The following is a 23,549-nucleotide window of genomic DNA, read 5'->3' as shown; positions in this document are numbered from 1 at the left end:
TCAGTGTCAATGTGGATGAGACTGGGCGGAAGATTAACGATTTCAATAACTTTCACCGTTCCAAAAAGATAACGAAGGAGTTGGAAGAGAAATACAAGCTGCATCCTGCCGACAAAATAGATTATTCGGAAGATGCGCCCCGATTGAAAAAGGTAGATTACGAGGCTGGTAATGTAAAAAAGCAGATAGCCGGCAATGTAAAATCCCTGATGCAGTCCTTCCGTTTCACGTCCCTGCCGGAATACCGTGCGTTACTCTCCATATATAATATAGGTGTGGAGGAGGTCAACGGGGAGGTTCGAGGCAAGCAGTATCAAGGGTTGGTCTATTCCGCTTTGGATAGCGAAGGAAATAAAACCGGCAATCCGATTAAATCTTCTTCCATTGCCAAAAGTGTGGGATACACTGCACTTTTGAAAAAAGCTACTTCGTCTGAAAAGCTAATCAAAGACAAGCAACTGACCGATCGGGTAAAGCCTGTTCTTGATGAAGCAATCAAGAACTATCGGAATCGTCCGGCTTTTGAAGCAGAGCTCTTGCGAAAGGGGATAAGTGTTGTATTCCGGGAGAATGAAGATGGGCGTATCTATGGTGCGACATTTATCGACCATGAGAATCGTACTGTCTTTAACGGATCGGAAATCGGTAAGGCGTATTCAGCTAATATCTTTCACAACCTCTTCCAAAATAGCCAAGAGGATGAAGTTTCCATCATTCACTCGCCATTGGAATTGGACGTTACTGCAGTTTTGAAAGAGTCAGATAATCTGGAATTTTCAGAAGATATACATGTTCCGAAGCTGGACGATACTGCTCCCGGCAACTTACCGTCATTATTGGAGCAACACGGAACAGACTATGAGGCAGAAGCCTTTGCCCGGCAGAAAGAAGCGGAAGCCAAACGCCGAAAACGGAAAGGGTACAGCCTTTAATGTTTAGGGTTCCTCATGTTCCGCAAGGTAATGATCCACAGGATTACTATTGTAAGAACAGCGACTATCCAGACAATTACGATCCATGACTGGAAAAAAATCGCAAAATAGGTTCCCAGCAGTATTCCAATGGACAACAGGCAGATCTTGAAGATTACAAAATCAAAGCCTGTAAAATGGCGGGCTGCATCGAGCATCCTTGAAATTAAATTTTTCATACGCTATGTATTAATAATATTGATGAGATATATAATTTATAAACAACTAACAACTTAAAAAGTTATGCAAAACGAAGATGATTTAAGAGGTTTCGCCAAAGTCATGGAATTTATGCGAGCCATTAGTATTTTATTTGTCCTTATCCATATTTACTGGTTCTGTTACGAGTATATCCGCGAACTGAACTTCAACCTGACAGTGGTCGATAAAATACTGCTCGGCTTTAACCGCACAGCAGGGCTTTTCTCCAATATACTGTGGACAAAGCTGTTTGCCGTAGTCTTTATGGGACTGTCTTGTCTGGGCACGAAAGGGGTAGAAGAAGAAAAAATAACATGGACGAAGATAGCCGTATTTGGAATTATCGGTTTCGTCCTTTTCTTCCTAAACTGGTGGGTGTTAGATATGTTCCTCCCGCTGGCAGCAAACACAGCATTGTATATTTTCACCTTGTCTCTGGGCTACATCTGTATACTGATGGCAGGATTGTGGATGAGCCGCTTACTGAAAAACCGTATGATGGACGATGTATTTAATTATGAGAATGAAAGTTTTATGCAGGAAACCCGCTTGATGGAAAACGAATATTCGGTAAATCTCCCAACCCGCTTTTTCTACAAAAAGAGATGGAACAATGGCTGGATAAACATCGTCAATCCGTTCCGTGCGACTATCGTACTGGGAACACCGGGTTCTGGAAAGTCGTATGCAGTGGTCAATAACTTCATAAAACAGCAAATAGGCAAGGGCTATTCGCTCTACTGCTATGACTACAAATATCCCGACCTATCAACCATTGCCTACAATACCTTGATAAACAACCGAAAGGCATACAAGGTAGAACCGAAATTCTATGTTATCAACTTTGACAATCCTGCCGGAAGCCACCGTTGTAACCCGATTAGCCCCGATTTCATGACCGACATTTCAGATGCCTATGAATCGGCATACACCATCATGCTAAATTTGAACAAGACATGGATTCAAAAGCAGGGCGATTTCTTTGTCGAATCACCAATTATCCTGCTGGCTGCCATTATTTGGTATCTCAAAATCTATGACGGAGGCAAGTATTGCACGTTCCCCCATGCCATTGAATTTCTGAACAAGAAATACACTGATATTTTCCCGATTTTGACTTCCTACCCTCAACTTGAAAACTACCTTTCTCCCTTTATGGATGCGTGGCTCGGAGGTGCTGCCGACCAGCTCCAAGGCCAGATTGCAAGCGCGAAAATCCCCTTGTCGAGAATGATCTCGCCGCAACTATATTGGGTAATGACAGGCAATGATTTCACCTTAGACATCAACAATCCCAACGAACCGAAAGTCCTGTGCGTAGGTAATAACCCCGACCGCCAGAACATCTATTCGGCAGCCCTCGGATTGTACAATTCCTGCATTGTGAAGCTAATAAACAAGAAGGGCATGCTGAAATCATCAGTTATCATCGATGAGTTGCCTACCATCTATTTCAAAGGTCTCGATAACCTGATTGCTACCGCCCGAAGCAACAAAGTTGCCGTTTGTTTAGGATTTCAGGACTTCTCTCAGTTGAAGCGCGACTATGGCGACAAGGAGGCGGCAGTAGTGATGAACACAGTTGGGAATATCTTTTCGGGACAAGTAGTAGGCGATACAGCGAAAACACTATCGGAACGTTTCGGGAAAGTGTTGCAGAAACGCCAGTCCATGACCATCAACAAGCAGGATAAAAGTACCACCATCAATACCCAATTAGATTCTCTGATTCCGGCATCGAAAATCAGCGGACTGACACAGGGGATGTTTGTCGGCTCGGTCTCGGATAATTTCGATGAGCGGATAGAACAGAAGATTTTCCACTGCGAGATTGTGGTGGATAATGCGAAAGTAGTGGCGGAGACAAAAGCATATCAGAAAATCCCTGAGTTTACCAGCTTTATTACCGAAGACGGTCAAAATGTGATGCAGCAGGAGATTGAGCGGAACTATTACCGCATCAAAGAGGAAACACAGCAGATTGTGGATTCGGAACTGGCGAAGTTGAAAGATGATCCGAGGTTTAGGGATTTGGTGAAGTAGGAGTTTATATATATTTTATCCGACTAAAAACTATAAATATAGTCGGATATTCTTTTTCATTCATACTACTATTACTTCAATCTTATGCATTTGAGTTCCGTCATGAAATCCCCAAAAGATTGACTTACGACCAACAATAGCCAAGAAAACACCATCGATTACTATTTTTGATTTAGAGAACACATCATAAATAGAGGCTATGTCCACACTTGAAGGTGTAGGATTATTTTCTGGATGTGTATGCCACTCTCCCAAATAAAACCTTGTATGATTTGATAATTCAAATTCACGCTTGATTATCTCGTTTGCTTTATTCGCATCTCTTGTACAACCACCTCTGGTAGAACGTTCTATTAGCATACAAGGTTCTGACACTCGGTTGATACGATAATGTTTTTCGCCTATTTCTGACCCTAATAGTATGCCGCCATTCTCGTTTCCTGAGATTTGACGCATGCTTTGCAATGTGTCTATCACCTCAATTGGCACCTCAATTGTGTAATCAGTTATATTCACAGAGGCAGTTCTTGAACGTTGCCAGGTATGACGGATGAAGTCTCGACAGTCAGTTCGAGACTTTTTTCTATTGCAAGATTTATGTTTCCTACCCATCGGTAACACTTTGATTGTTTCGGTTGTTGTATAAGCTGATTAATGTGCGAATAAAATGCTGATAAAAAAAGTACCACATCATTGCCCGAATAAAGAGAGTACTCTCCGTTACAACCAGCATCCTTCTTGGTAAAGCGGTCGGGATGTTCTATATACTCTGTTGGTGCAAGAAGATTGTACTTATAAAGCATACTATTTTCATCTTTGTAAAGCGTAAAGTTTTTGGGCATCTGCATAGGATTGATGTATATCAAATGACCCGCAATACCAAAAGGTTCAAGCCAAAGAATGAATGTTGGTAGTGTGATATGTCCGTCACGCAAGGCATCTACAACAAACTTCTCTGTCATGGCATCACCAGTGCAAAGGAAAAGTGCGGTATGTGCATTTAGAGTTCCATTGTTATCTTTGAAAACTCTTCGGAAGTCATAATCATATATTCTCACATCTCTTTCTGGACGAATGGAAAATAGATAATCCGCTACCGCATTCGCCTTGTTCTGATATAAGTATTGAAAACCTAACAAATGTCGTCCTATATTCTCAGCCCGAAGACTATCTTCATCTATCAGTGTAAAGCTAGTATTATTCCAACCACTGAGAAAGTATGTTAGGTTGGATCCTATGCTACCAAGTCCAGCTATCATAAATGACTGTTTTGGCATTTCTTCCCCCGCTGTGCGCATAGCAATGCGATAAGAAGAATACAGATCACCATATTCTCGTTCCAACGCTTGATTCTTCTTCTCAAAACGCAGTAATATATCGCAAGCGGTGAGTTTATCAACACGGAAGCCTTTTCGAACAGTGTTCACTTTGTCTATGTAGATGCCACCCATTGAGGTTTCAGACAATTGAAATACTATAATTCCACCACGAAAAGTATTGATGTAACGCTTAATTGCTTTACAATCTTCAGCAGACGATGTGTTATCTAAAAGATTTTGTAATGACAGGCAATATGGAGCTTTGTGAGGAACATGAGCACTCTTTACGAACAGAACATCCATTTCCTCAACCTTATGATGTCTCTTTAAATAACGCTCAATACTTGTTTTTTTCTCATTTTGTGAAAGAAGCAGACCTCTAATTATTGTCTTAGATCTCTCCTCACATAGAAGCTCTTGCTTGTATAATAAAGCTCTCAGTGTACAGGTTTCAATGGGAAAACTTTCGTAAATTAGCCAATGCTCTGATACTTTAGGCTCATCATCATATCTCCGCTTCCAATAACTGTTTATCTCCGTGTTGAAATCATCTACGTTTATGCCATTTGCGCCTTGTTCTATCAATATCTTAGATTCTTTTAAACAATAACGAATGAGTTTGTAAGGATTGTTTATTTGATAGCTCGCGCCATCCGCTATTAAACACAATTTACCTCCCTGACTTTCTATATGAGGCAAATAGCCGAACTGTTTACTTGGGAAATAGACATCAGGTAACGTGTAAGGAAATGACTCCTGAAATCCGAAATATAATTCTATCTCTTTGACTTTCCCACTTATCTCAACTTCAGTCGTAACTTCCCATTGCTCAGCATAGTAATCTGTACGAATATCAGGAATCTCATTCACACGCTTTACATTTTCTATTTTATAGAGTTCCTCAAAGCATGGACTTAGTATTTCAATAAGTTTATGCAAAGCGACTGTTAGTGTTTATGGTTCCTGAGAATGATTTAACTTGTGCATCTTCGTCTTCATCCTTTGCTGTACTACAAGAAAATCTATTCCCCAAATGTTTCTGCCATTTTATACAAGCATCATGAGGGTTCTTACTTTCGATAGCTCGAGTTGCATCATCTTTAAAAGACTTAAGTTCTGCAAGGAACCTTTCTTTTCTGGTTTTCTTATAATGCTCAAACAAATCTTCATAGGGATGTGTCGGCCGCCAACAATGAAATCCGTCATCCTTACTCAAAGCATTATGCATCGCTGTTAAAATATCACGCATAGCAATATCTTCGCGCGAATCTACATTGCCTTTATAGTATTCGGCAGCGAGCATCGTCATGATGCAACCGGTTGGCATCTTGAAATCTTTTTCATTGTTAATATTTTCACACCAAGCTTTCAGGTAACGCACTAACCGACGGAGCATCGGTTTTTTCCCACATTCCTTACTAAACCAATCTATCAAATCACGTGGGTCTGACTCCATCCAAGGTTCTTTGCGGTGCGCCAATTGAGGATGTTCATCACCATCCACCATAAAATAAATAGGCAAATCTATGTGATGACCATCGGCGTAAAGAACGGTCACGCAGGGAGCATTGTCTTCCGCCCCTTTTGTTGTATGGTTTTCTACTGCTTTCAGTACTTCTTTATGGTACCAATCTAAGCTCTTGCGCTCATCCTTTGATTTGCCAACGAAGTAAATACCATCATCAAGGTCGTAAGCGCCCAGTCCATCCTCGTCCTTGATAGGGGTTAGTAGCGTGTACATAGCATACGAACCCTGCCAATGAAAATTAGGTTGAATGTAGTCTGCATGATTTTCTTTAAAGTATTTCCGAATACGATCGCGCAGCGTATCACGATTGGTTTTGAGCGTTGCTCTCCTTTTTTGTGAGGCGTTTATAGTATTATGAAACGCATTGAATTGTTCTTGATTATTTGCCATATTCGTTGGGGTTTATAGATTTCGTAGTTTGAAAATAATGTGCTATTTCATTTTTCATTTTTGCGTTTATTGCTGTATTATCCGCCTTTTTTCGTAACAGTTTTAATGAAGCGGGACTGGCATTATCCATATCAATTATAGATGCCTCCTCTGCCGATAGTGGAAGATTGACAATACGTTCATAGTCAAAAGGAAAATTCAGATTTCCTTTTAGATATTTTAGTAGGCACATAGCTGATTTTGACTGGCCGATGGAATAAGCATCAAAAAGAGCATTCCTCCAGTTAAGAAAATCTCGATTCACTTTTTTATGAACTTCACCTTTTTCTTTTTCACAGCTACTTATTGATAGAATTTCAAGTCCATTAAAACGTTTATCTTCAGCAAATTTATAAAGGAACTCCGTCAAACCTACTAAAACTGGATTATTAGCCCATAATCCTCCATCTACAAACTGGTCATCTTCTATTTCCATCATAGGAAAATAGGTTGGCGCAGCAGCTGTCGCTAATGCTACGTCTACATAGCTTTTTCTATCATCTTCAGTAAAGTTAGAGTAATCTTTTTTAAATATTCTCGGAATCGCTGTATTAACATTATAAGAAGGAACACATAGAAAATTGTTACTTTCTTCAATTTTCCGAGAACCAAAGACATTCTTGAGAGCCTGTCGCAAAGGTGCAGCCGAATACTTTCCCCCTAACGCTGCTTGTTTTGCTATAAGTATTTTATCTCCTTTAGGGATCTTTTTTAACTTTTCATTAAATATTATGGGACCATCTTTCTCATAGAAGGTAACAACTTCTTTCATTGGTATTTTGAGTGAAGCAGCCAAAGCTATAATACCCCCAGTAGAAGTTCCACAGAGCATATCGAAGCAATCTGAAATTTTCACATTAAAGACCTCTTCAAATTTTGCCAATAATTGCGCCGAATAGAGTCCTTTGATTCCTCCACCATCTATGCTGAGTATTTTGAATTTCTTAGGTTCTCCCATAGTATTATCTTTAATTATTATTCGATATATTTCTATGTATCACAATCTTAATGCCAAAGAGTTAAACTGAATGTATATTATCAGAACAATAATATGTACGTGCATAAAGAAACACAATTTGACATGAAGACTGCCAAATTGGCGGATATAAGGCTGACAGTCTTAGATTAACGTGCATACATGTGAAGCTAAAGAAAAAATTTAGCTTATAAAGATGGTAAATAATCCGCTTTTATTTTTGATACGAGACAAGGAAAAGACGGATCATTCGCGATAATACACATATTCTGTATATTATCGCGGATAGATTGTTTTTCTGCTTTAATGTCATACACTGTATCTTATTGACAGGTCTGCTTCTAAATTGTTGATTAGTAGCATTTTCGTTCTATATCACGATCAACACATCTCCCCAACCCAATTTTCATCAACTTCCCACAAAATTATCTATATACCGCGCAAGGCGCAAAAGTACATTCTATTATTAATCATTTAAACAAGAAAAAATGGCTTTAAAGTATGTTGTTACCAAACAAGTGTTTGGCTTTGATGAAAGCAAGACTGAGAAGTATGTAGCCCGTCAAGTGGCTTCAGGACAAGTTAGTTTTAGAAAATTGTGCACGCAAGTAGGGCAAATATGTGGTGCACATCGAGGAACGGTGCAATTAGTCATCGCGGGACTGATAGATGCCCTGATAAACAATCTCGATGATGGAAAAAGTGTGCAGTTAGGAGAATTTGGCACATTCCGCCCCGGCATTCGGGCAAAGGCGGCATCGACTGAAGAAGATGTATCGGCAGAAAACATCTACCGCAGACGTATCATTTTTACTCCGGGTACAGCTTTGAAAGATGTAATGAACAAGGTTAGCATTACTCGTTTTACTGCTCCCGATACGGATTATACAAAATCCGCCTCCAATTATGATAACGGTGGTGGAAGTGATTATGGCGAAGCCCCGGATCCGGGTATATAAACGCGAATAGCACTAACGCTAAAAAAGTTTGAGAGTAACTTCTCAAACTTTTTTTATGCACAAATTACACCTCTTTTGTTAAACAAAATACTTCTTTATTTAACAAAAGAGGGTTGAAAGTTGCACGTAATCCCACCATTTTGTCCGCGATAATATACAGATTTTGTATATTATCGCGGATGAATTGCAGTTTGACAATATGTGTCCGCCTGAATTCTCTCGGAGATTTGCTCGACAAGTCCCTGATAAACATGATCGGATTTTCCTAAATTGTTTATATCAACCCGAAGCAAATCGCAATAAAACTGGGGCCGTTGATTGCTCCGTGCATAATCACACCAACCCATGAATTTTTCGTTTTTTGAACGATGTACGATTGGATGAAAATCAAAGGAAGCAACATGATTAGTAATTGCCAGCCAAAAGCGATATGGAACAATCCCCAGCCAAATCCATGAATCAGCCACGCATATTTGCCAAAAGCAACTTCTTGTCGTGGAAGCATAACGCCTCTCCAAAGAAATTCTTCTCCCAGTATATTCAAAATCCAGTAGGGAAGCCATACTAAAAGTAACCAGTACCGTCCGTTTGTTAGCGGTTCAAAAGACATAAATGCAGGCGAATGGTCAAAATCACCTATCAGCCATACCAACCCCTGCACAACAGCAAGCGTCAGAATGCCAACTGCGACTAATCCGATCAGTGTCCACTGTAAATCTTTTCGAGTGATTTCTCGAAACCGTAGTCGTTCAACCCACGTTTGCCTTGTCAGGCGATAACCCTCTGATTTCAAAATCAACCATCCTGTCATGATTAATGGTGTGAAAATTCCCAATCCTCCGACTATGAACCAAAACAGAATCGGTTCTTGCCCTGTTATACAGCATAGATAGGGTATCAAGTAGGTAGTCAAGCGATACATTAGAATTGCCGCAGGGATGTAAATAGCAAACGACCCTAAAAGCCCTAATTCCTTTATTCCTGTTTTCGTATCCATATCTGTATGGTCTTTATAAATGTTTGCGACAGTGTCGCAATAATCTATTGCTCTTATTGCACTTATGTGTAGAAGATTAGTCGCCTTTATATCAGATTACAGTGCTAAGGAAGTCGCTAGCATGATGAATACAGTTGAGATTATATGTTTATGTTCCCACATAAAGTTACACAATATCAAATTTGCTATTTGCAGAATCCCACTTTATCATATCAAGGTAACATAATATATTTAATAATCCTTCATATTCTTTATAAAAGTCATTCAAGTCTTTTATATTGTTATTGTACCAATTGGCAGAGTCGTGGCTTGCATGAACATTACGATGTCTATTTTTAACGATTTCATCTAAAAAAGATATATCTCTGGCACAAAACCAATTATTTCTTAATCCATCAGTAATGTCGAAAGCTAAATGTTTGACAAATATTTCTTTTATTTTCTGAAATTCCGGATTATTAAATTTCTTCAATTCACTTTCTACAGTTTTTAATTGGGTAACAGAATCGCCTCTCATTATACAACAATTATATATAATATGTTTTACAGAGCCTTCTAAAAGTCTGGTTGCTAAAACATAAATTGTTATATTTAATAATGATTGAATTTTAATAGTAGCATGACTTACAGCTTTTAGCTTTTGTACAGAAACAATATTATTGTCTAAGTCATTTTTTAATGTTTCTATGTCAGGACAAGAAAAAGGCATTATTTTCTTCCTAGTAAATAGTTTCTAGCTAAATCTATTCGTCCTAAAACATGAGTAGGAGATGAAGTACTTGCCGTTACGTATTTTTTATATTCTTCATCATCAATTAGTCGGTTATAATTCACTTTTATCTCACTAACATCTTTTTTATCCATAATGATTTGTGCTATTCCAACCAGCAGGGAGTCACAAACTGATTTGTTGATTGAGTTTGATGTCTTAAAAGCCCGTTCTCCTATTTTCTCTAAAATAATTGCCACTGTATCATTGAATAATGTCTTGTTTATCTTCTTTGATTTATTTAAAGATTGAAAACTTGTAAGAAATTCTCTCATAGAGGGTTTGTAAATTGACATATTATTCAAGAGAGCAAAAAACCTTAATATTAATTCGACATCTCTTAATCGTTTGTCTGCATATTTTTTACCTAAGAGGATTCTCCAATTTTCATTTTCATTTAATTCTATAAGTTCAGTATTGAATATCCCAGAATAAACACAATTTCTGATTTCTTGATCAGTCAAAGGCATTCCGCCAGTATTTAGTCTATGAAATAAATCATGAACTACATTAGGTTTATAATTAATATCTTCTATTATAGTTGTATTCAAAACAGCATTGTTAATACGCCTTTTGTACTTAATATCTAATTCCGCGAAAGTTTTCCCATTCCATTCTCTATCCTTCAAGTTTCTTAACGAAAAGGATTGTTCCTTTTCGTTATTTATAAATTTTCCAGTTACATAATAATATACAGATTTTAATCTCTGCTGACCATCAATAACAATATAACTCTCATCTTCTTTATTTTTTCCTAGAAATATGCTTGGTATGGGTAATCCTATTAATAAAGAATCTATAAAAAGACTTGCTCGTTTTATATCCCAAACAAAATCTCGTTGAAAATCCGGTTTTAAAAGAATTTCATTATTATCAATCTTAAGTTTGAGTACTTCTACAGTATTTGCAACATTATAAGAAATGATTTTAGATAAATCATCAATTGATGATTCTTCTATTTCTTCTACTTCTTCATTTTCAAAGATTATATCTTCTATGTCATTTGTATTTTCCATACATTTTTATGTTATATGCTTTTGCAAAAGTAGCAAAAAGATGTATCTCTTGATAAAATTTAATATTTCAAGGAATTATCCTTTTTTGTTGTTTACGCTGCACTCTTATAAATTCACGCAACACTTAATTACACAAAAAGAATAATCTAACCTGCCTGCAAATATACCAAATATTTGAAATACAGAAAAATAAAGTCAGAAATACTCTTTGGAATTTCAATTTTTCAATCAGAATGCACTAGTTGTAGTTTCATTGAAATCATCCCCCTCTAAAAAATGATACGATTTGAGCCGCAAATATACGATAGTGATACGAAAGAAGTAGCAAATCCTCTTTCAAATGAATGAATTCCCCTTGCACCCTACCACTACACTGCCAAACACTACCACTCCTTTAAAAATCAGCATTTTAATCACTTTTCTACTCTACTTTCGTCTCCGGTTACATTAATGTCGATGTAATTTAAAACAGTTATTTAATATGGATCGAGACTTAAAAGACCAAGAAGTATTATTGGTAGTAGAAAAGGATGGTAATGATTTGAAAGCCGTTACCGGGCTGGATGAGGACGGGACACCTAAGACTGTCAAGCCTGAAGCGAAGAATGAGCCGGAGTTCCTGAAAGTGGACAAGCATGGCGATGTATTGGAAAACTTCTTCGAGAATTTTATGCGTCAGGCGAAAGATCCGACTCATTTTTATTTCTTCACGGTGCCGTTGGGGAAAATGGAAAACATGGTTGCCGGATTGCAGGAGTTATTGAAGAACCCCGATAATCCTGCTAACAAGCGGATGTTGGATGAACATAGGCTTATGCCGGAGGACTTTGCCCCGAAGCCTTATCAGGCGATTGACGAATCCCGCATTGATTGGGAACAGTTAAAGGGTATCGGCGTTACACGCGAGCAATTAGTCAAAAGCGGTTCGCTGGACAAGATGCTCAACTGGCAGAAGTCTCCGGTGCTGTTTCCTATTGAAGGGGATATAAATGGTGTTCGTATCCAGACTGATGCCCGTTTGTCTTTCCGCGAGAATGCTGAAGGCGAACTGAGCCTGCGTGTGCATTCTGTCCGTCAGCAACCAGAACTGGATAATGCGCTGTATGGAACGCAACTTACTGAAGCGGATAAAAAGAATTTGTTGGAAACGGGTAATGCCGGACGGTTGATTGAATTTAATGTCGGCAAGGATGATGCAGGTAATGACAAGACTATCAACGCTTATGTATCTGTGGATAAGTTGACTAATGAATTGGTGGTGTTGAATGCCAACAAGATTAAAATCCCCGATGAACTCAAAGGGGTAAAACTTTCCGAACAGCAGAAACTGGAACTCCGCGAAGGCAAGGGCGTGTACATAGAAAATATGCTCTCTAAAAATCTGAAACCCTTTAACGCTACCGTACAGGTGAATGCCGATAAGCGGGGATTGGAATTTTATTTTCCAGAAACGCAGAGGCAGGTACAGAACCAAAATGAGAGAATCAAGCAGGGAGAAGCCCCTAATAGTTTTCGTAAGGTGAAACTGAGCGAAGACCAAAAGGCAAGCCTCAAAGATGGCTACTCGGTGTATGTTTCCGGTATGAAGGACAAGAAAGGGAGGAGTTACAGTGGGTATATGACACTGAACAAGGAACGGGGCGAAATAAATTTTATGTTTCCCGGCCTGTATAAAGAAGCTCTGAAAAGAGGTCTCGTTACGCCTGATAGCCGCCACAAGGTACAAGTTGCTGCCAATAATGAGGGAGCGAAAACCGAAGTAAACAAAAAGGTAGACGAACCGATGAAAAAAGGGCAGTCGCAGCCGACCGAGAAGCAACAAGAGAAGCAGGAGAAGAAAGAAGAACAGAAGCAGGAGCAAGCTGCCCCGAAAGTGTCGAAAGGGCGCAAGATGTAGTTCTTCTTCCTATTCCATTATCCACAAATTAATTCAAATTCAAACGTAAGTATTTTAATATGAACAGTATAAAAACAGCGATTCTTGCCGAAAAGCCATCCGTAGCAAGAAGCATAGCCGAGATAGTCGGCGCAACGACAAAGAAAGATGGCTATATGGAAGGTAACAACTATCTGGTAACATGGGCTTTCGGGCATCTGGTGCAATTGGCTCTTCCCGAGCACTATGGGGCGAAAGGCTTTTCAAAAGATCATCTGCCGATAATTCCTCACGAGTTTATGCTTATTCCCCGACAAGTCCGGGCGGAGAAAGGTTACAAAGACGACCCGTCAGCCGTCAGGCAACTAAAGATTATCGAACAGGTATTCAAGCAATGCGAGCGGATTATTGTCGCTACCGACAGCGGAAGGGAAGGAGAATTAATACATCGCTACATATATGATTATCTGGCTTCGGATGTCTATTGTGAACGTCTGTGGATTTCATCCCTGACGGAAAAAGCCATCAAGGAAGGGCTACAAAAGCTAAAGCCGAGTACAGAGTATGATAATCTTTATGCGGCGGCGGAAGCCCGAAGTTGTGCCGACTGGCTCATCGGTATCAATAGTTCACAGGCATTGAGTGTTGCCGCTGGTAATGGCGTCTATTCACTGGGACGAGTACAGACTCCAACGCTGGCAATGGTGTGCAGCCGCTATCTGGAAAACAAAAACTTCAAACCTGTACCTTTCTGGCAGATGCAACTTGTAACTTCCATTGCTGGTAAGAATGTTACAGCAGCAGATAAAGACAAGTATTTCGATAATACGGAAGCAACCACCCTATATAATAAGGTACGTTATGCGGAGAACGTTTCCGCAGTAAAAGTAGAACGCAAGGAAATCCGGCAGGAACCACCACTACTGTACGACCTGACAACTTTGCAGAAGGAAGCCAACAGCAAACACGGTTTTCCGGCGGAGAAAACATTGTCCATTGCCCAGAAACTATACGAATCGAAATACCTGACTTATCCGAGAACAGGCAGCAGGTATGTTCCTGACGATGTTTTTATGGAAATCGGAGGGCTGATTGGTAAATTGAAAGGATACACTCGTTATGCTTCGTATGCCGAAAAACTATCGGATACGAACCTGAACATCCGCCCGGTGGACGATAAGAAGGTAACCGACCACCACGCTTTGCTGATTACGGAAAATCTGCCAGATAAGTTATCTGAAGATGAGCACACTATCTATGAGATGGTAGTCGCCCGTATGCTGGAAGCCTTTTCTTCGGCATGTGTTAAGGATGTAACGAGCATAACATTTGGTATAGATGATGCGCAATTTGAAGTCAAAGGCTCGGTGATGAAACGGGCTGGATGGCGTGAAGTGCTGAATGAGAAAGAGGAGAATGCAGAAGACGGAACGGAACTTCCTGATATACAGGAAGGCGAAATATATCCCGTATCTTCCATCAGTTTGCAGGAAAAACAGACCAAACCCAAACCGCTGCACATGGAGAGTTCCTTGTTGGGAGCAATGGAAACCTGCGGAAAAGATTTGGAAAGCGAGGAACAGCGGCTGGCATTGAAGACCTGCGGTATCGGTACACCCGCTACCCGTGCAGCCATTATCGAAACGCTTTTCTCCCGCGATTATATTCGCCGTGAGAAAAAATCACTTGTTCCGACCGATAAAGGGCTTGCGGTATATGACATTGTCAAGGACAAGCGCATCGCCGATGTGGAGATGACAGGCTACTGGGAAGATGCTTTCCTGAAAATCGAGCGGGGTGAACAGCAAGCCGGTAACTTTACCAAAGGCATCGAAGTCTATACACGGCAGATTACCGAAGAACTGCTGAATCTTAATTTACCGTTCTCAGCCAATGCCTACACTTGTCCAAAATGTGGGAAGCAGGGCTTGCGATTCCTTTCATCTGTCTGCAAATGTTCCGATGAAGCCTGCGACTTTGTGCTGTTCCGCAACTGTGGCGGGAAGAAGCTAACAGATGATATTTTCATTGAACTGCTTTCCGAAGGCAAAACCCGCCTTATCAAAGGTTTGACCGCTAAATCGGGAAAGACGTTCGATGCCTACCTGATTCTTAATAGTGAGTGTAAGGTTACTTATGAGTTTCCCGAAAGGAAAAGTAATTATAAACGAGGAAGTAAGCGGGGAAAATAGCTATATTTGCCACAGATTCTACAAGAAGCATAAAACTGTTTATATGGATTTGGCTTTGAGTTAATCTGTGGATAAGGCATTCGGGCATGAATAACCCGGATGCCGTTTTCGTTTTTCCCTCCTATATACAATCAAAGGTATTTCCCCGTAAGACCCATTTGTTTTTATTGGCAGGAAGCGTTCCGCTTTTCCTGCCCTCAAAACCAAACAAGTCTTTTTAACGGTGAATAACCTTGCTGTTCCTCATCCGCAAGAGAAGCATCCTGCTACACTTGCGGATAAAAACCAAAGGAACAGTATTCTATCTTCAATTATATCCACGATTAATTTAGATTACAATGAAAAAAGATAAACAGGAACTGTCCTACTATGGACTCTTATTGCTTTCGTTCCTCAAAGAGAGCCACCCACAATTAGCAACTGATACCGATTTTATTCGGCTTCGTTCCGAATCAGCCGCCGAAAGTTATGCCGATGCTATTTCCAACGGATATAGCCACCAGTCGGCAGAGGAAATAGCCTCTTCTGTATTATATGAAGGATTGTTGTTTTCCCGCTACGATACCATCCGCAACGTACTTATCAATGAATTTACGATAGTTCCGGCAGAACGGATAGACAGTCTCGCGCTGGAACTACTTGCACCCTGCGAAGAAGTCTTTTCGGAATATCCCATTAGCGACACATTCGCATCCTCTCCCGAATTTATTATTCTGTACACCGAACTGGTTGGATTTATAGATTTATGGAGGGAAGAAAATGAGCTATAACAAAAAGGCTCATTTACGAGCCAACATAGATGCCATCAAAATTGCTCTGACGCTTGATAAAGAGAATCGACAAGCGACAGATGCAGAACGGCAGGTGTTACAGCAGTACAGCGGATTCGGAGGATTGAAATGTGTGTTGAATCCGGCATCCACGCTTGCAGATATCGCTTCGTGGGCAAAGTCGGAGATTGAACTCTTTCCCCTCGTTTCGGAGTTGCATAACGTACTTCGGGAAAATACGAACAGCGAGCGGGAATACCGCAATTATATGTCGAGTATTCAAAACTCTGTATTGTCGGCGTTCTATACACCACCGGAAGTTATCGGCAGCATTAATGATGCTTTGCAGGAAAAAGGAATTATTATAGACCGTTTCCTTGACCCGTCGGCAGGCATCGGTGCGTTCCCAGCCCAAATGAAATTAGCAAATGAATCCGAAAGCGTCTGCTTTGAAAAAGACCTACTAACCGGAAAGATACTTTCCGCCCTGTATCCCGAAAGCGATGTACATGCAACAGGGTTTGAACGCATCGAGGGACAGTATACCGGTTATTTCGATGTGGTAGCCTCCAACATTCCATTCGGGGAGATGAATGTGTTTGATCCAGCTTTTTCCAAAAGCGAGGAAGCTGCTGTACAACAATCCACCAAAGCCATTCACAACTATTTCTTTGTCAAAGGAATGGACTCTTTACGCGAGGGTGGCGTGATGGCTTTTATCACTTCGCAGGGAGTAATGAACGCTCCGGCTAACGAACCCATTCGCAAATGGTTGATGGAAAATGCCAATCTGGTATCGGCTATCCGCTTGCCCAACAACTTGTTTACCGAGAGTGCCGGAACAGATGTCGGTAGCGATTTGATTGTCCTGCAAAAGAATACGGGAAAAGACAAACCTCTGAATATCTGGGAAGAATATTTTATTACCAGTTCCAAATCGGAAGAAACCGAAAGTTTCAGAAACGATTATTTCTATAACAATGGCAGAGTTGTTCATACCAAAACCTTTATGGGTACAGACCCGTATGGAAAGCCTGCACAGGTATTCCTGCACGAGGGAAGCATAGCGGAAATAGCGGACGATATGGGACAGATGCTCCGAAGTGATTTGAACGCCAATCTCAATACGGAACTATACCGTAGCCATGCCGTGAAGCCACACATCATAGCAGAAACCCCGACGGAAAAAGACCTTCAAGAGATGGCGGCACATTTCGAGGAATTGGACAGGAAATTCTTTGAGCAACATCCGCCAACTCCCGAAGATTATGGAATCAAAGAGGAAAAGCCGAAGGCGGAAGAATCGCCTGCAATCAATGACCTTAATCCTCTTTGGCAGGCGGACGACCTTGATCCTTTTTGGCAAGCCATTGAAGATGACTGGTTTCCAAATGAAAAAGTCTTTTGGGAGAAGGAAAGCGTTACTGTTGCTAAAACACCGTCTCCGCCAGCAGCATCCGCGCCAACGGAGAAACTACCAGTGGAGGAAAAACCGCAAGCTGTAGCACAGGAACCACTTATGAGCCTCTATGACCTGTTTGGCTTTTCGGAAGAAGAACGGACACAGGTTAAACCGAAGCGGGGAAATAAGAAAGCAACCGTAGCCAAAGCTCAGCCCGTACAAAAAGATTTGTTTGAAAATCTACCACAGGCAACAGTACCTCCCATTGTCGATGCCCGAAAAGAAGAAGCGCAACAGCAGTGGAAAGAATATATGAAGCCCCGTCCGTATTCCGGCGAACTTCGGGAGCATCACAAAGACGGAACGCTGGTGAAAGAAGAAAACGGTCAGATAGGTGTTTTGAAAGGTCGTTATTCCAGAGGAGCGGAGTTTCATCCGCTGGATATTTCGCAGGCACAGAAAAATAAGTTCTTCAATTATATAGAAATACGGGACAGTTACTACGAACTATACGATTTCGAGGCGAAGAATTTAGTTGAGAACACCGATGTGCGAAAGAAATTGAACGATAGCTATGATTCCTTTGTGAGTCTATACGGCAACCTGAACGACAAACGGAACATCAACACCCTGAAAATGGATGCCGGAGCAACTGCTATACTCGCTTTGGAGCGAAGTATCGACGGTGAGATGGTGAAAGCTGATATTTTCGACCATCCTGTAGCGTTCAACCCCAATGAAATAACAGCAGTCAATACATCGGAAGAAGCATTGATAGCTTCCCTGAATAAATATGGCGAGTTCCGCATGGACTATATGCTCTCTCTGTTAGAAAATAAAACGCCGGATGAACTGATTAACGACCTCGAAGGAAGAATCTATTTCAATCCCATGATTCAAAATTTCGAGATACGGGATAAGTTCATTGCCGGAAATGTAGTTGAAAAAGCGGAGCGGATAGAACACTATTTAGCCAATCATCCCGAAGACCTGTCATCGCAAAAATCCTTAGCTGCCTTACATGATGCCAAACCGCAGCCTATTCGCTATGAAGAATTGGATTTCAACTTCGGGGAACGCTGGATACCGATAAATGTGTACGAGGAGTATGCCTCTAAGTTATTCGAGACCCCTGTTCAGATAGACTATTACGCCTCGCGGGATGACTTCAATGTATCGACCAAACACCCGAACCTGATTATTTATGAAAAGTTTGGAGTAAAAAGCGAAGCGCAACACTTCAATGGTATTCACTTGATGAAGAATGCTTTACTCAATACAACGCCTAACATTACTAAAACGGTGGATGTATTGGATAAGGCGACAGGGGAGATGAAAAAAGCTAAAGTTCCCGATGCAGAAGCCATACAGCTTGCTAACAGCAAGATTGATGAGATACGGAACGGTTTTTCTGACTGGTTGGATGACCAGCCCAAAGAATATAAGGATAAACTGACGGATTTATATAACCGCAAATTCAACTGCTTTGTCCGTCCTCAGTACGATGGCTCACACCAAACGTTTCCCGATTTGGACTTGAAGGGGCTGGGTATTTCCGATTTATACCAGTCGCAAAAGGACTGTATCTGGATGCAAAAACTGCTCGGCGGAGGTATTGCTGACCATGAAGTGGGCGGCGGTAAAACCCTTATTATGTGTGTATCGGCTTATGAAATGAAGCGGTTAGGTATGGCGAACAAACCTATGATTATCGGACTGAAAGCCAACGTGCATGAGATAGCACATACCTTTAAGACCGCTTATCCCAATGCAAAGATTCTCTATCCCGGGAAGGAGGATTTTACGCCGCAGAATCGGCAAAAGATTTTCAACGACATCAAAAACAACGATTGGGATTGCGTTATCCTTACGCACGACCAGTTCGGAAAAATACCCCAGTCGCCCGAAATACAACAGGAGATTTTTCAAGAAGAACTGAATAGTGTAGAGGAAAACCTCCGTGTACTCGAAAACCAGACAGGCAAAGCAGCATCCAAACGCATGAGGCGGGGACTGGAAGTAAGAAAAAACAATCTGGAAGTGAGATTGGAAAACCTTTCTGAACAGATAAAGAACCGCACAGACGATACGGTCGATTATAAACTAATGGGTATCGACCACCTATTTGTCGATGAGAGCCACCAATTTAAGAACCTAATGTTCACCACAAGGCACGATCGTGTAGCGGGATTGGGAAATCCCGAAGGGAGCCAGCGGGCAATGAACATGCTTTTTGCGCTACGCACCATGCAACAACGGAAAGACAAAGACCTGTGCGCCACCTTCCTATCGGGAACAACTATCTCCAATTCCCTGACAGAATTGTACCTGCTGTTCAAATACCTGCGCCCGAAAGAATTGGAAAAACAGGAAATCCGCTCGTTTGACGCATGGGCAGCTATCTTCGCCAAGAAAACGACTGACTTTGAGTTTTCCGTTACCAATCAGATTGTTGCCAAAGAACGGTTCCGGTATTTTATCAAAGTGCCGGAATTGGCGGCATTCTATAATGAGATAACTGATTATCGTACTGCCAAAGACATCGGCATCGACCGACCGGACAAGAATGAGATTCTGCATAACATCCCGCCTACACCACAGCAGGAAGTATTCATCGGAAAGTTGATGCAGTTTGCCAGTACCGGAGACGCAACCATTCTGGGTAGACCGCCGCTTTCCGAAAGTGAGGAAAAAGCCAAGATGCTGATTGCAACGGACTATGCCCGCAAAATGGCATTGGATATGCGTATGATAGACCCTGCCTACGATGACCACATAGATAATAAGGCATCGCATTGCGCCGCTAAGGTAGTAGAGTATTACAATAAATACGATGCACAGAAAGGAACACAGTTTATTTTCAGTGATTTGGGGACATACAAACCCAATGAATGGAACCCGTATTCGGAGATAAAGCGCAAATTAGTGGAAGACCACGGTATCCCTGCTCATGAGATACGCTTTATTCAGGAAGCTAAGACCGAGAAGTCTCGAAAAGCGATGATTGAAGCAATGAATGAGGGAAAGATACGTGTCCTGTTCGGCTCTACCTCCATGCTTGGAACAGGCGTCAATGCTCAGAAACGGGCGGTAGCACTCCATCATTGTGACATTCCATGGCGACCGTCGGATTTGGCGCAACGTGATGGCAGGGCAGTCCGTAAAGGGAATGAAGTAGCCAAGGCATTTGCAGGAGACAAGGTGGACATTATTATCTATGCTGTGGAGAAATCGTTGGACTCCTACAAATTCAACCTGCTACAGAATAAGCAAACCTTTATCAACCAATTGAAAACGAATACACTCGGTAGCCGTACCATAGACGAGGGGAGCATGGATGAGGGCGGAGGCATGAACTTTTCGGAGTATGTCGCTATTCTTTCCGGCAATACCGATTTACTGGAAAAAGCTAAACTGGAAAAGAAAATCAATGCGTTGGAGTCGGAAAGGCGTTCTTTTGAGAAAGGCAAATCTTCGGCTATCTACAAGCTGGATGACAATAACCGCCAGTTGGACAGCAATAGGGAGTTCATCTCACGTATGACACAGGACTGGTCTATTTTTTCTTCGCGTGTACAGAAGGATAGGGAAGGAAACTATCTGAATCCAATAAAACTGGATAATTTCGACAGTATCGACCCGAAAGCCATCGGCAAGAAACTGAATGACATTGCCGATAATGCCCGTACTAATACGGAATATTTCAATATTGGGGAGTTATACGGTTTCAAGATTGTGGTTAAATCCGAACCCAGCCAAAAAGAGGGAGTTCTTTTCAATGACAACCGTTTCTTTGTTGTCGGAGACAGTGGCGTGAAATACAGCTACAACAACGGACATTTGGCTGTCGATCCGCTGACCGCTTCCAAAAANNTTCATCCATGCGTTGGATAAAATTCCTTCGATGCTGGAACAGTACGAGGAAAAGAACAGGAAGATAGAGGCGGATATTCCTGTCCTGAAAGAAGTAGTCGAATCGTCTTGGAAAAAAGAACCGGAACTAAAAAGTTTGAAATCGGAACTGGCAGCGTTGGAGCGGAGAATACAATTAACGCTTAGCTCCAAACCGGATGTTACTGACGGAGAAATTGTCAGTAAGGAGGAAATACAGAAAACCGTTCCCGTCAATGGTATGGATAACATACGTTCTTCCCGCCCTCTGTCGGTGAAGGAGATTATCGAATCGGCAGGCAGTCGGCTGATTATAGCGGGAATGAAGGAGCGAGAGGAGAAGAACGAGATTTCCGAATCATCAGCGAAAGAAGCCGCTATACAGCCACTTGTGCAACAAACTCGAAGATTCAAATTGTAACCGGATACCAGCGGATAATAATGGATGCACAAACCCTACCTGCTTTGTTAAACAAAAATATATTTTTGTTTAACAAACGGAGTGTTAATGATGCACACGATTCGGATAATCGAAAAAGCCTCAACACAGTTATACGTGATGAGGCTTTTTTCTTCGTGGATTTGTCGTTTAAGTTTCAAATCATTGTTCCTTTGTCTGCCATTTCGGTGATGATTCTGTTATTTCTTCACCCCTGTCACCGTAATCGAATAAATACCAACATTACCCGCTTTATATTTTGCGATGGTAGCTTCATCCAAATGCTCCTGTAACACATCATCAGGAATTAAGACTGTTTTTGTCCGCTCAATCTTTATATCCGCAAAATTAGCTTTTTCTATTTCTGCCAAATAATCTTCTTTTTGTATGGCACTGGCTATGCAGCCTGCATACATCGAAGCATTATCGGTAAACTCTTTGGGGAATACACCATTCAGCACCACATCGGAGATACAGAAATGACCGCCTATTTTCAACACCCGATAGATTTCTTTGAAAATCCTGTCCTTTTCGGGTAACAGGTTTAACACACAATTACTGACTACCACATCAATAGAATTATCGGATAAGGGCATATTCTCTATATCGCCCTCAATAAATTCTACATTGGTATAACCTCGCTTCGCCGTATTCTTGCGTGCTCTTTCTATCATTTGAGGCGAAAAGTCGATGCCGATAACCTTTCCTGTGTCTCCGACTTCCGCCCGTGCAATAAAACAGTCATTTCCTGCTCCCGAACCTAAATCCAACACGGTATTGCCTTCTTTTATCCCTGCGTATTGGGTAGGCAATCCGCAACCTACGCCCAAATCGGCATCGGCTTCGTAACCTTTTAACCCGCTGTAATCTTCGCTCATGATGGTAAAAACTTTCTTCGACGGTGCGGCAGGATTTGTTCCACAGCAGCAACCGGAATTTAAAGCGGCACTATTCAGCGCCAGTTCGCTGTAACGCTGTTTGACCAACGCTTTCTTTTCTTCATTCGTATTCATATAATATTGTCTTTTATCTCGTTAATATATAGTTCATAAAATGCTTTCTTTATTTCATCCCTTACCCTGATATATTCGGATTGTATAAATTCGGGTGTCCCTGTTGCTTCGGACGGATCATCGAAGCCGATATGTAAACGGTTTTTTACTTTTCCTGAAAATGTGGGACAGTTTTCATTTGCTCCACCGCAAACGGTAATCACATAATCCCATTCATCGTTGATGTACTGTTCAACGCTGTCGGATGTATGGTGCGAAATATCCACTCCGGCATCCTGCATCACTTCTATTGCTTTGGAATTTACTTTTCCGCTTGCTTTTGTTCCTGCGGAATAAACCAACAGTTTGGGGTTGAAAGACTGCAAGAAGCCGTGTGCCATTTGGCTACGGCAGCTATTGCCCGTGCAAAGAATAAGGATTTTAGGCGGTATCCGGTTTATTACAAGTTGCCAATGCCCGACATCACGCCATTGGTCGAATTTCCAACCTATTTCTTTCATCTGTGATACCTGCCTGAATCCGAATTTCTCATGCAGGTGTACGCTACTTTCATTCGGAATACAAATTCCGGCAATCAATGTGTGAATGTCGTCCTTATATATTTCTTTGAAGAGATGTTGATACAAGATTGTTCCCAAGCCTTTACCTCGCAAGTCCCTATCCAAATAGATGGTAACTTCTTTGGTCGAAGAATAGGCACAGCGGTTATTCCAGTTATGCAGATAACAGTAACCGGCTATTTTGCCGTCCACCTCTCC

The 23,549-nt window shown here is 41.3% G+C and carries 15 protein-coding genes and 2 pseudogenes; 7 read left to right on the top strand and 10 right to left on the bottom strand.

Going from position 1 to position 23,549, the window contains the following annotated elements; translation table 11 throughout:
- On the top strand, positions 1-932 hold a 932-nt coding region (locus B2Z67_RS04535; RefSeq protein WP_291528630.1), incomplete at its 5' end, for a mobilization protein.
- Positions 933-1,214: 282 nt separating this feature from the next.
- Entirely contained in the window at positions 1,215-3,215 is a 2,001-nt protein-coding gene (mobC, locus tag B2Z67_RS04530; RefSeq protein WP_291528629.1) for a conjugal transfer protein MobC, read from the top strand.
- A 60-nt stretch (positions 3,216-3,275) separates the two neighbouring features.
- On the opposite strand, the gene B2Z67_RS04525 is transcribed toward mobC, so the two are convergent.
- The 4 genes from B2Z67_RS04525 to B2Z67_RS04510 form a co-directional block, all read right to left on the bottom strand.
- Complete coding sequence (locus B2Z67_RS04525) at positions 3,276-3,731, bottom strand: Mov34/MPN/PAD-1 family protein (protein ID WP_291528628.1); 456 nt, start codon at positions 3,729-3,731, stop codon at positions 3,276-3,278.
- Positions 3,728-5,404, bottom strand: coding sequence for an E2/UBC family protein (locus B2Z67_RS04520; protein ID WP_291528627.1), 1,677 nt, complete (start codon positions 5,402-5,404; stop codon positions 3,728-3,730). The genes B2Z67_RS04525 and B2Z67_RS04520 overlap by 4 nt, the downstream gene beginning before the upstream one ends.
- A gap of 61 nt (positions 5,405-5,465) precedes the next feature.
- Positions 5,466-6,452, bottom strand: a complete 987-nt coding sequence (locus tag B2Z67_RS04515) for a cyclic GMP-AMP synthase DncV-like nucleotidyltransferase (protein WP_291528626.1) — start codon at positions 6,450-6,452, stop codon at positions 5,466-5,468.
- Positions 6,442-7,449 carry a CBASS cGAMP-activated phospholipase gene (locus B2Z67_RS04510; protein ID WP_291528625.1) on the bottom strand — a complete coding sequence of 336 codons (1,008 nt, stop codon included), beginning with the start codon at positions 7,447-7,449 and terminating at the stop codon, positions 6,442-6,444. Before B2Z67_RS04510 ends, B2Z67_RS04515 begins: the two co-directional genes overlap by 11 nt.
- A 506-nt stretch (positions 7,450-7,955) precedes the next feature.
- On the opposite strand from B2Z67_RS04510, the gene B2Z67_RS04505 reads away from it, so the two are divergent.
- A complete protein-coding gene (locus B2Z67_RS04505) occupies positions 7,956-8,426 on the top strand; it encodes an HU family DNA-binding protein (protein WP_291528624.1) in 471 nt (156 codons plus the stop codon).
- Between the two features lie 274 nt (positions 8,427-8,700).
- On the opposite strand, the gene B2Z67_RS04500 is transcribed toward B2Z67_RS04505, so the two are convergent.
- The 3 genes from B2Z67_RS04500 to B2Z67_RS04490 form a co-directional block, all read right to left on the bottom strand.
- The gene (locus B2Z67_RS04500; RefSeq protein ID WP_291528623.1) at positions 8,701-9,423 is read right to left on the bottom strand and encodes a CPBP family intramembrane glutamic endopeptidase; all 723 of its coding nucleotides are present in this window, start codon (positions 9,421-9,423) and stop codon (positions 8,701-8,703) included.
- A 166-nt stretch (positions 9,424-9,589) separates the two neighbouring features.
- On the bottom strand, positions 9,590-10,132 hold the full coding sequence (locus B2Z67_RS04495) for a hypothetical protein (protein WP_291528622.1): 543 nt from the start codon (positions 10,130-10,132) through the stop codon (positions 9,590-9,592).
- Positions 10,132-11,208: a DUF262 domain-containing protein gene (locus B2Z67_RS04490; protein ID WP_291528621.1), complete on the bottom strand. Its 1,077-nt coding sequence runs from the start codon at positions 11,206-11,208 to the stop codon at positions 10,132-10,134. The genes B2Z67_RS04495 and B2Z67_RS04490 overlap by 1 nt, the downstream gene beginning before the upstream one ends.
- Positions 11,209-11,689: 481 nt before the next feature.
- Here B2Z67_RS04490 and B2Z67_RS04485 point away from each other — a divergent pair, with 481 nt between their 5' ends.
- From B2Z67_RS04485 to B2Z67_RS04470, 4 genes and pseudogenes are all read left to right on the top strand, one after another.
- On the top strand, positions 11,690-13,105 hold the full coding sequence (locus B2Z67_RS04485) for a DUF3945 domain-containing protein (protein WP_291528620.1): 1,416 nt from the start codon (positions 11,690-11,692) through the stop codon (positions 13,103-13,105).
- 59 nt (positions 13,106-13,164) lie between these two features.
- Positions 13,165-15,276 (top strand): type IA DNA topoisomerase, encoded by a 2,112-nt coding sequence (locus B2Z67_RS04480; RefSeq protein ID WP_291528619.1) that lies wholly within the window; start codon positions 13,165-13,167, stop codon positions 15,274-15,276.
- A gap of 338 nt (positions 15,277-15,614) precedes the next feature.
- Positions 15,615-16,046, top strand: coding sequence for a DUF1896 family protein (locus B2Z67_RS04475; protein ID WP_291528618.1), 432 nt, complete (start codon positions 15,615-15,617; stop codon positions 16,044-16,046).
- A pseudogene (locus B2Z67_RS04470) lies at positions 16,036-21,760 on the top strand (N-6 DNA methylase). Before B2Z67_RS04475 ends, B2Z67_RS04470 begins: the two are co-directional and overlap by 11 nt.
- A gap of 218 nt (positions 21,761-21,978) precedes the next feature.
- Here the strand turns inward: B2Z67_RS04470 and arsM are convergent.
- The 3 genes and pseudogenes from arsM to B2Z67_RS04455 all read right to left on the bottom strand — a co-directional run.
- Positions 21,979-22,791 carry an arsenite methyltransferase gene (gene arsM / locus B2Z67_RS04465; protein WP_291528617.1) on the bottom strand — a complete coding sequence of 271 codons (813 nt, stop codon included), beginning with the start codon at positions 22,789-22,791 and terminating at the stop codon, positions 21,979-21,981.
- Entirely contained in the window at positions 22,788-23,222 is a 435-nt protein-coding gene (locus B2Z67_RS04460) for an arsenate reductase ArsC (protein WP_414630780.1), read from the bottom strand. The genes arsM and B2Z67_RS04460 overlap by 4 nt, the downstream gene beginning before the upstream one ends.
- A 42-nt stretch (positions 23,223-23,264) precedes the next feature.
- Positions 23,265-23,543 (bottom strand): annotated as a pseudogene (locus tag B2Z67_RS04455) (GNAT family N-acetyltransferase); the annotation flags it as partial.
- Positions 23,544-23,549: the final 6 nt, after the last annotated feature.

The organism is Bacteroides sp. UBA939 (genome assembly GCF_002293435.1).
In the GTDB taxonomy this organism is placed as follows: Bacteria; Bacteroidota; Bacteroidia; order Bacteroidales; family Bacteroidaceae; genus Bacteroides.
The sequence above is the reverse complement of the archived record's forward strand: the minus strand, read 5'-3'. Positions and strand labels throughout refer to the sequence as shown.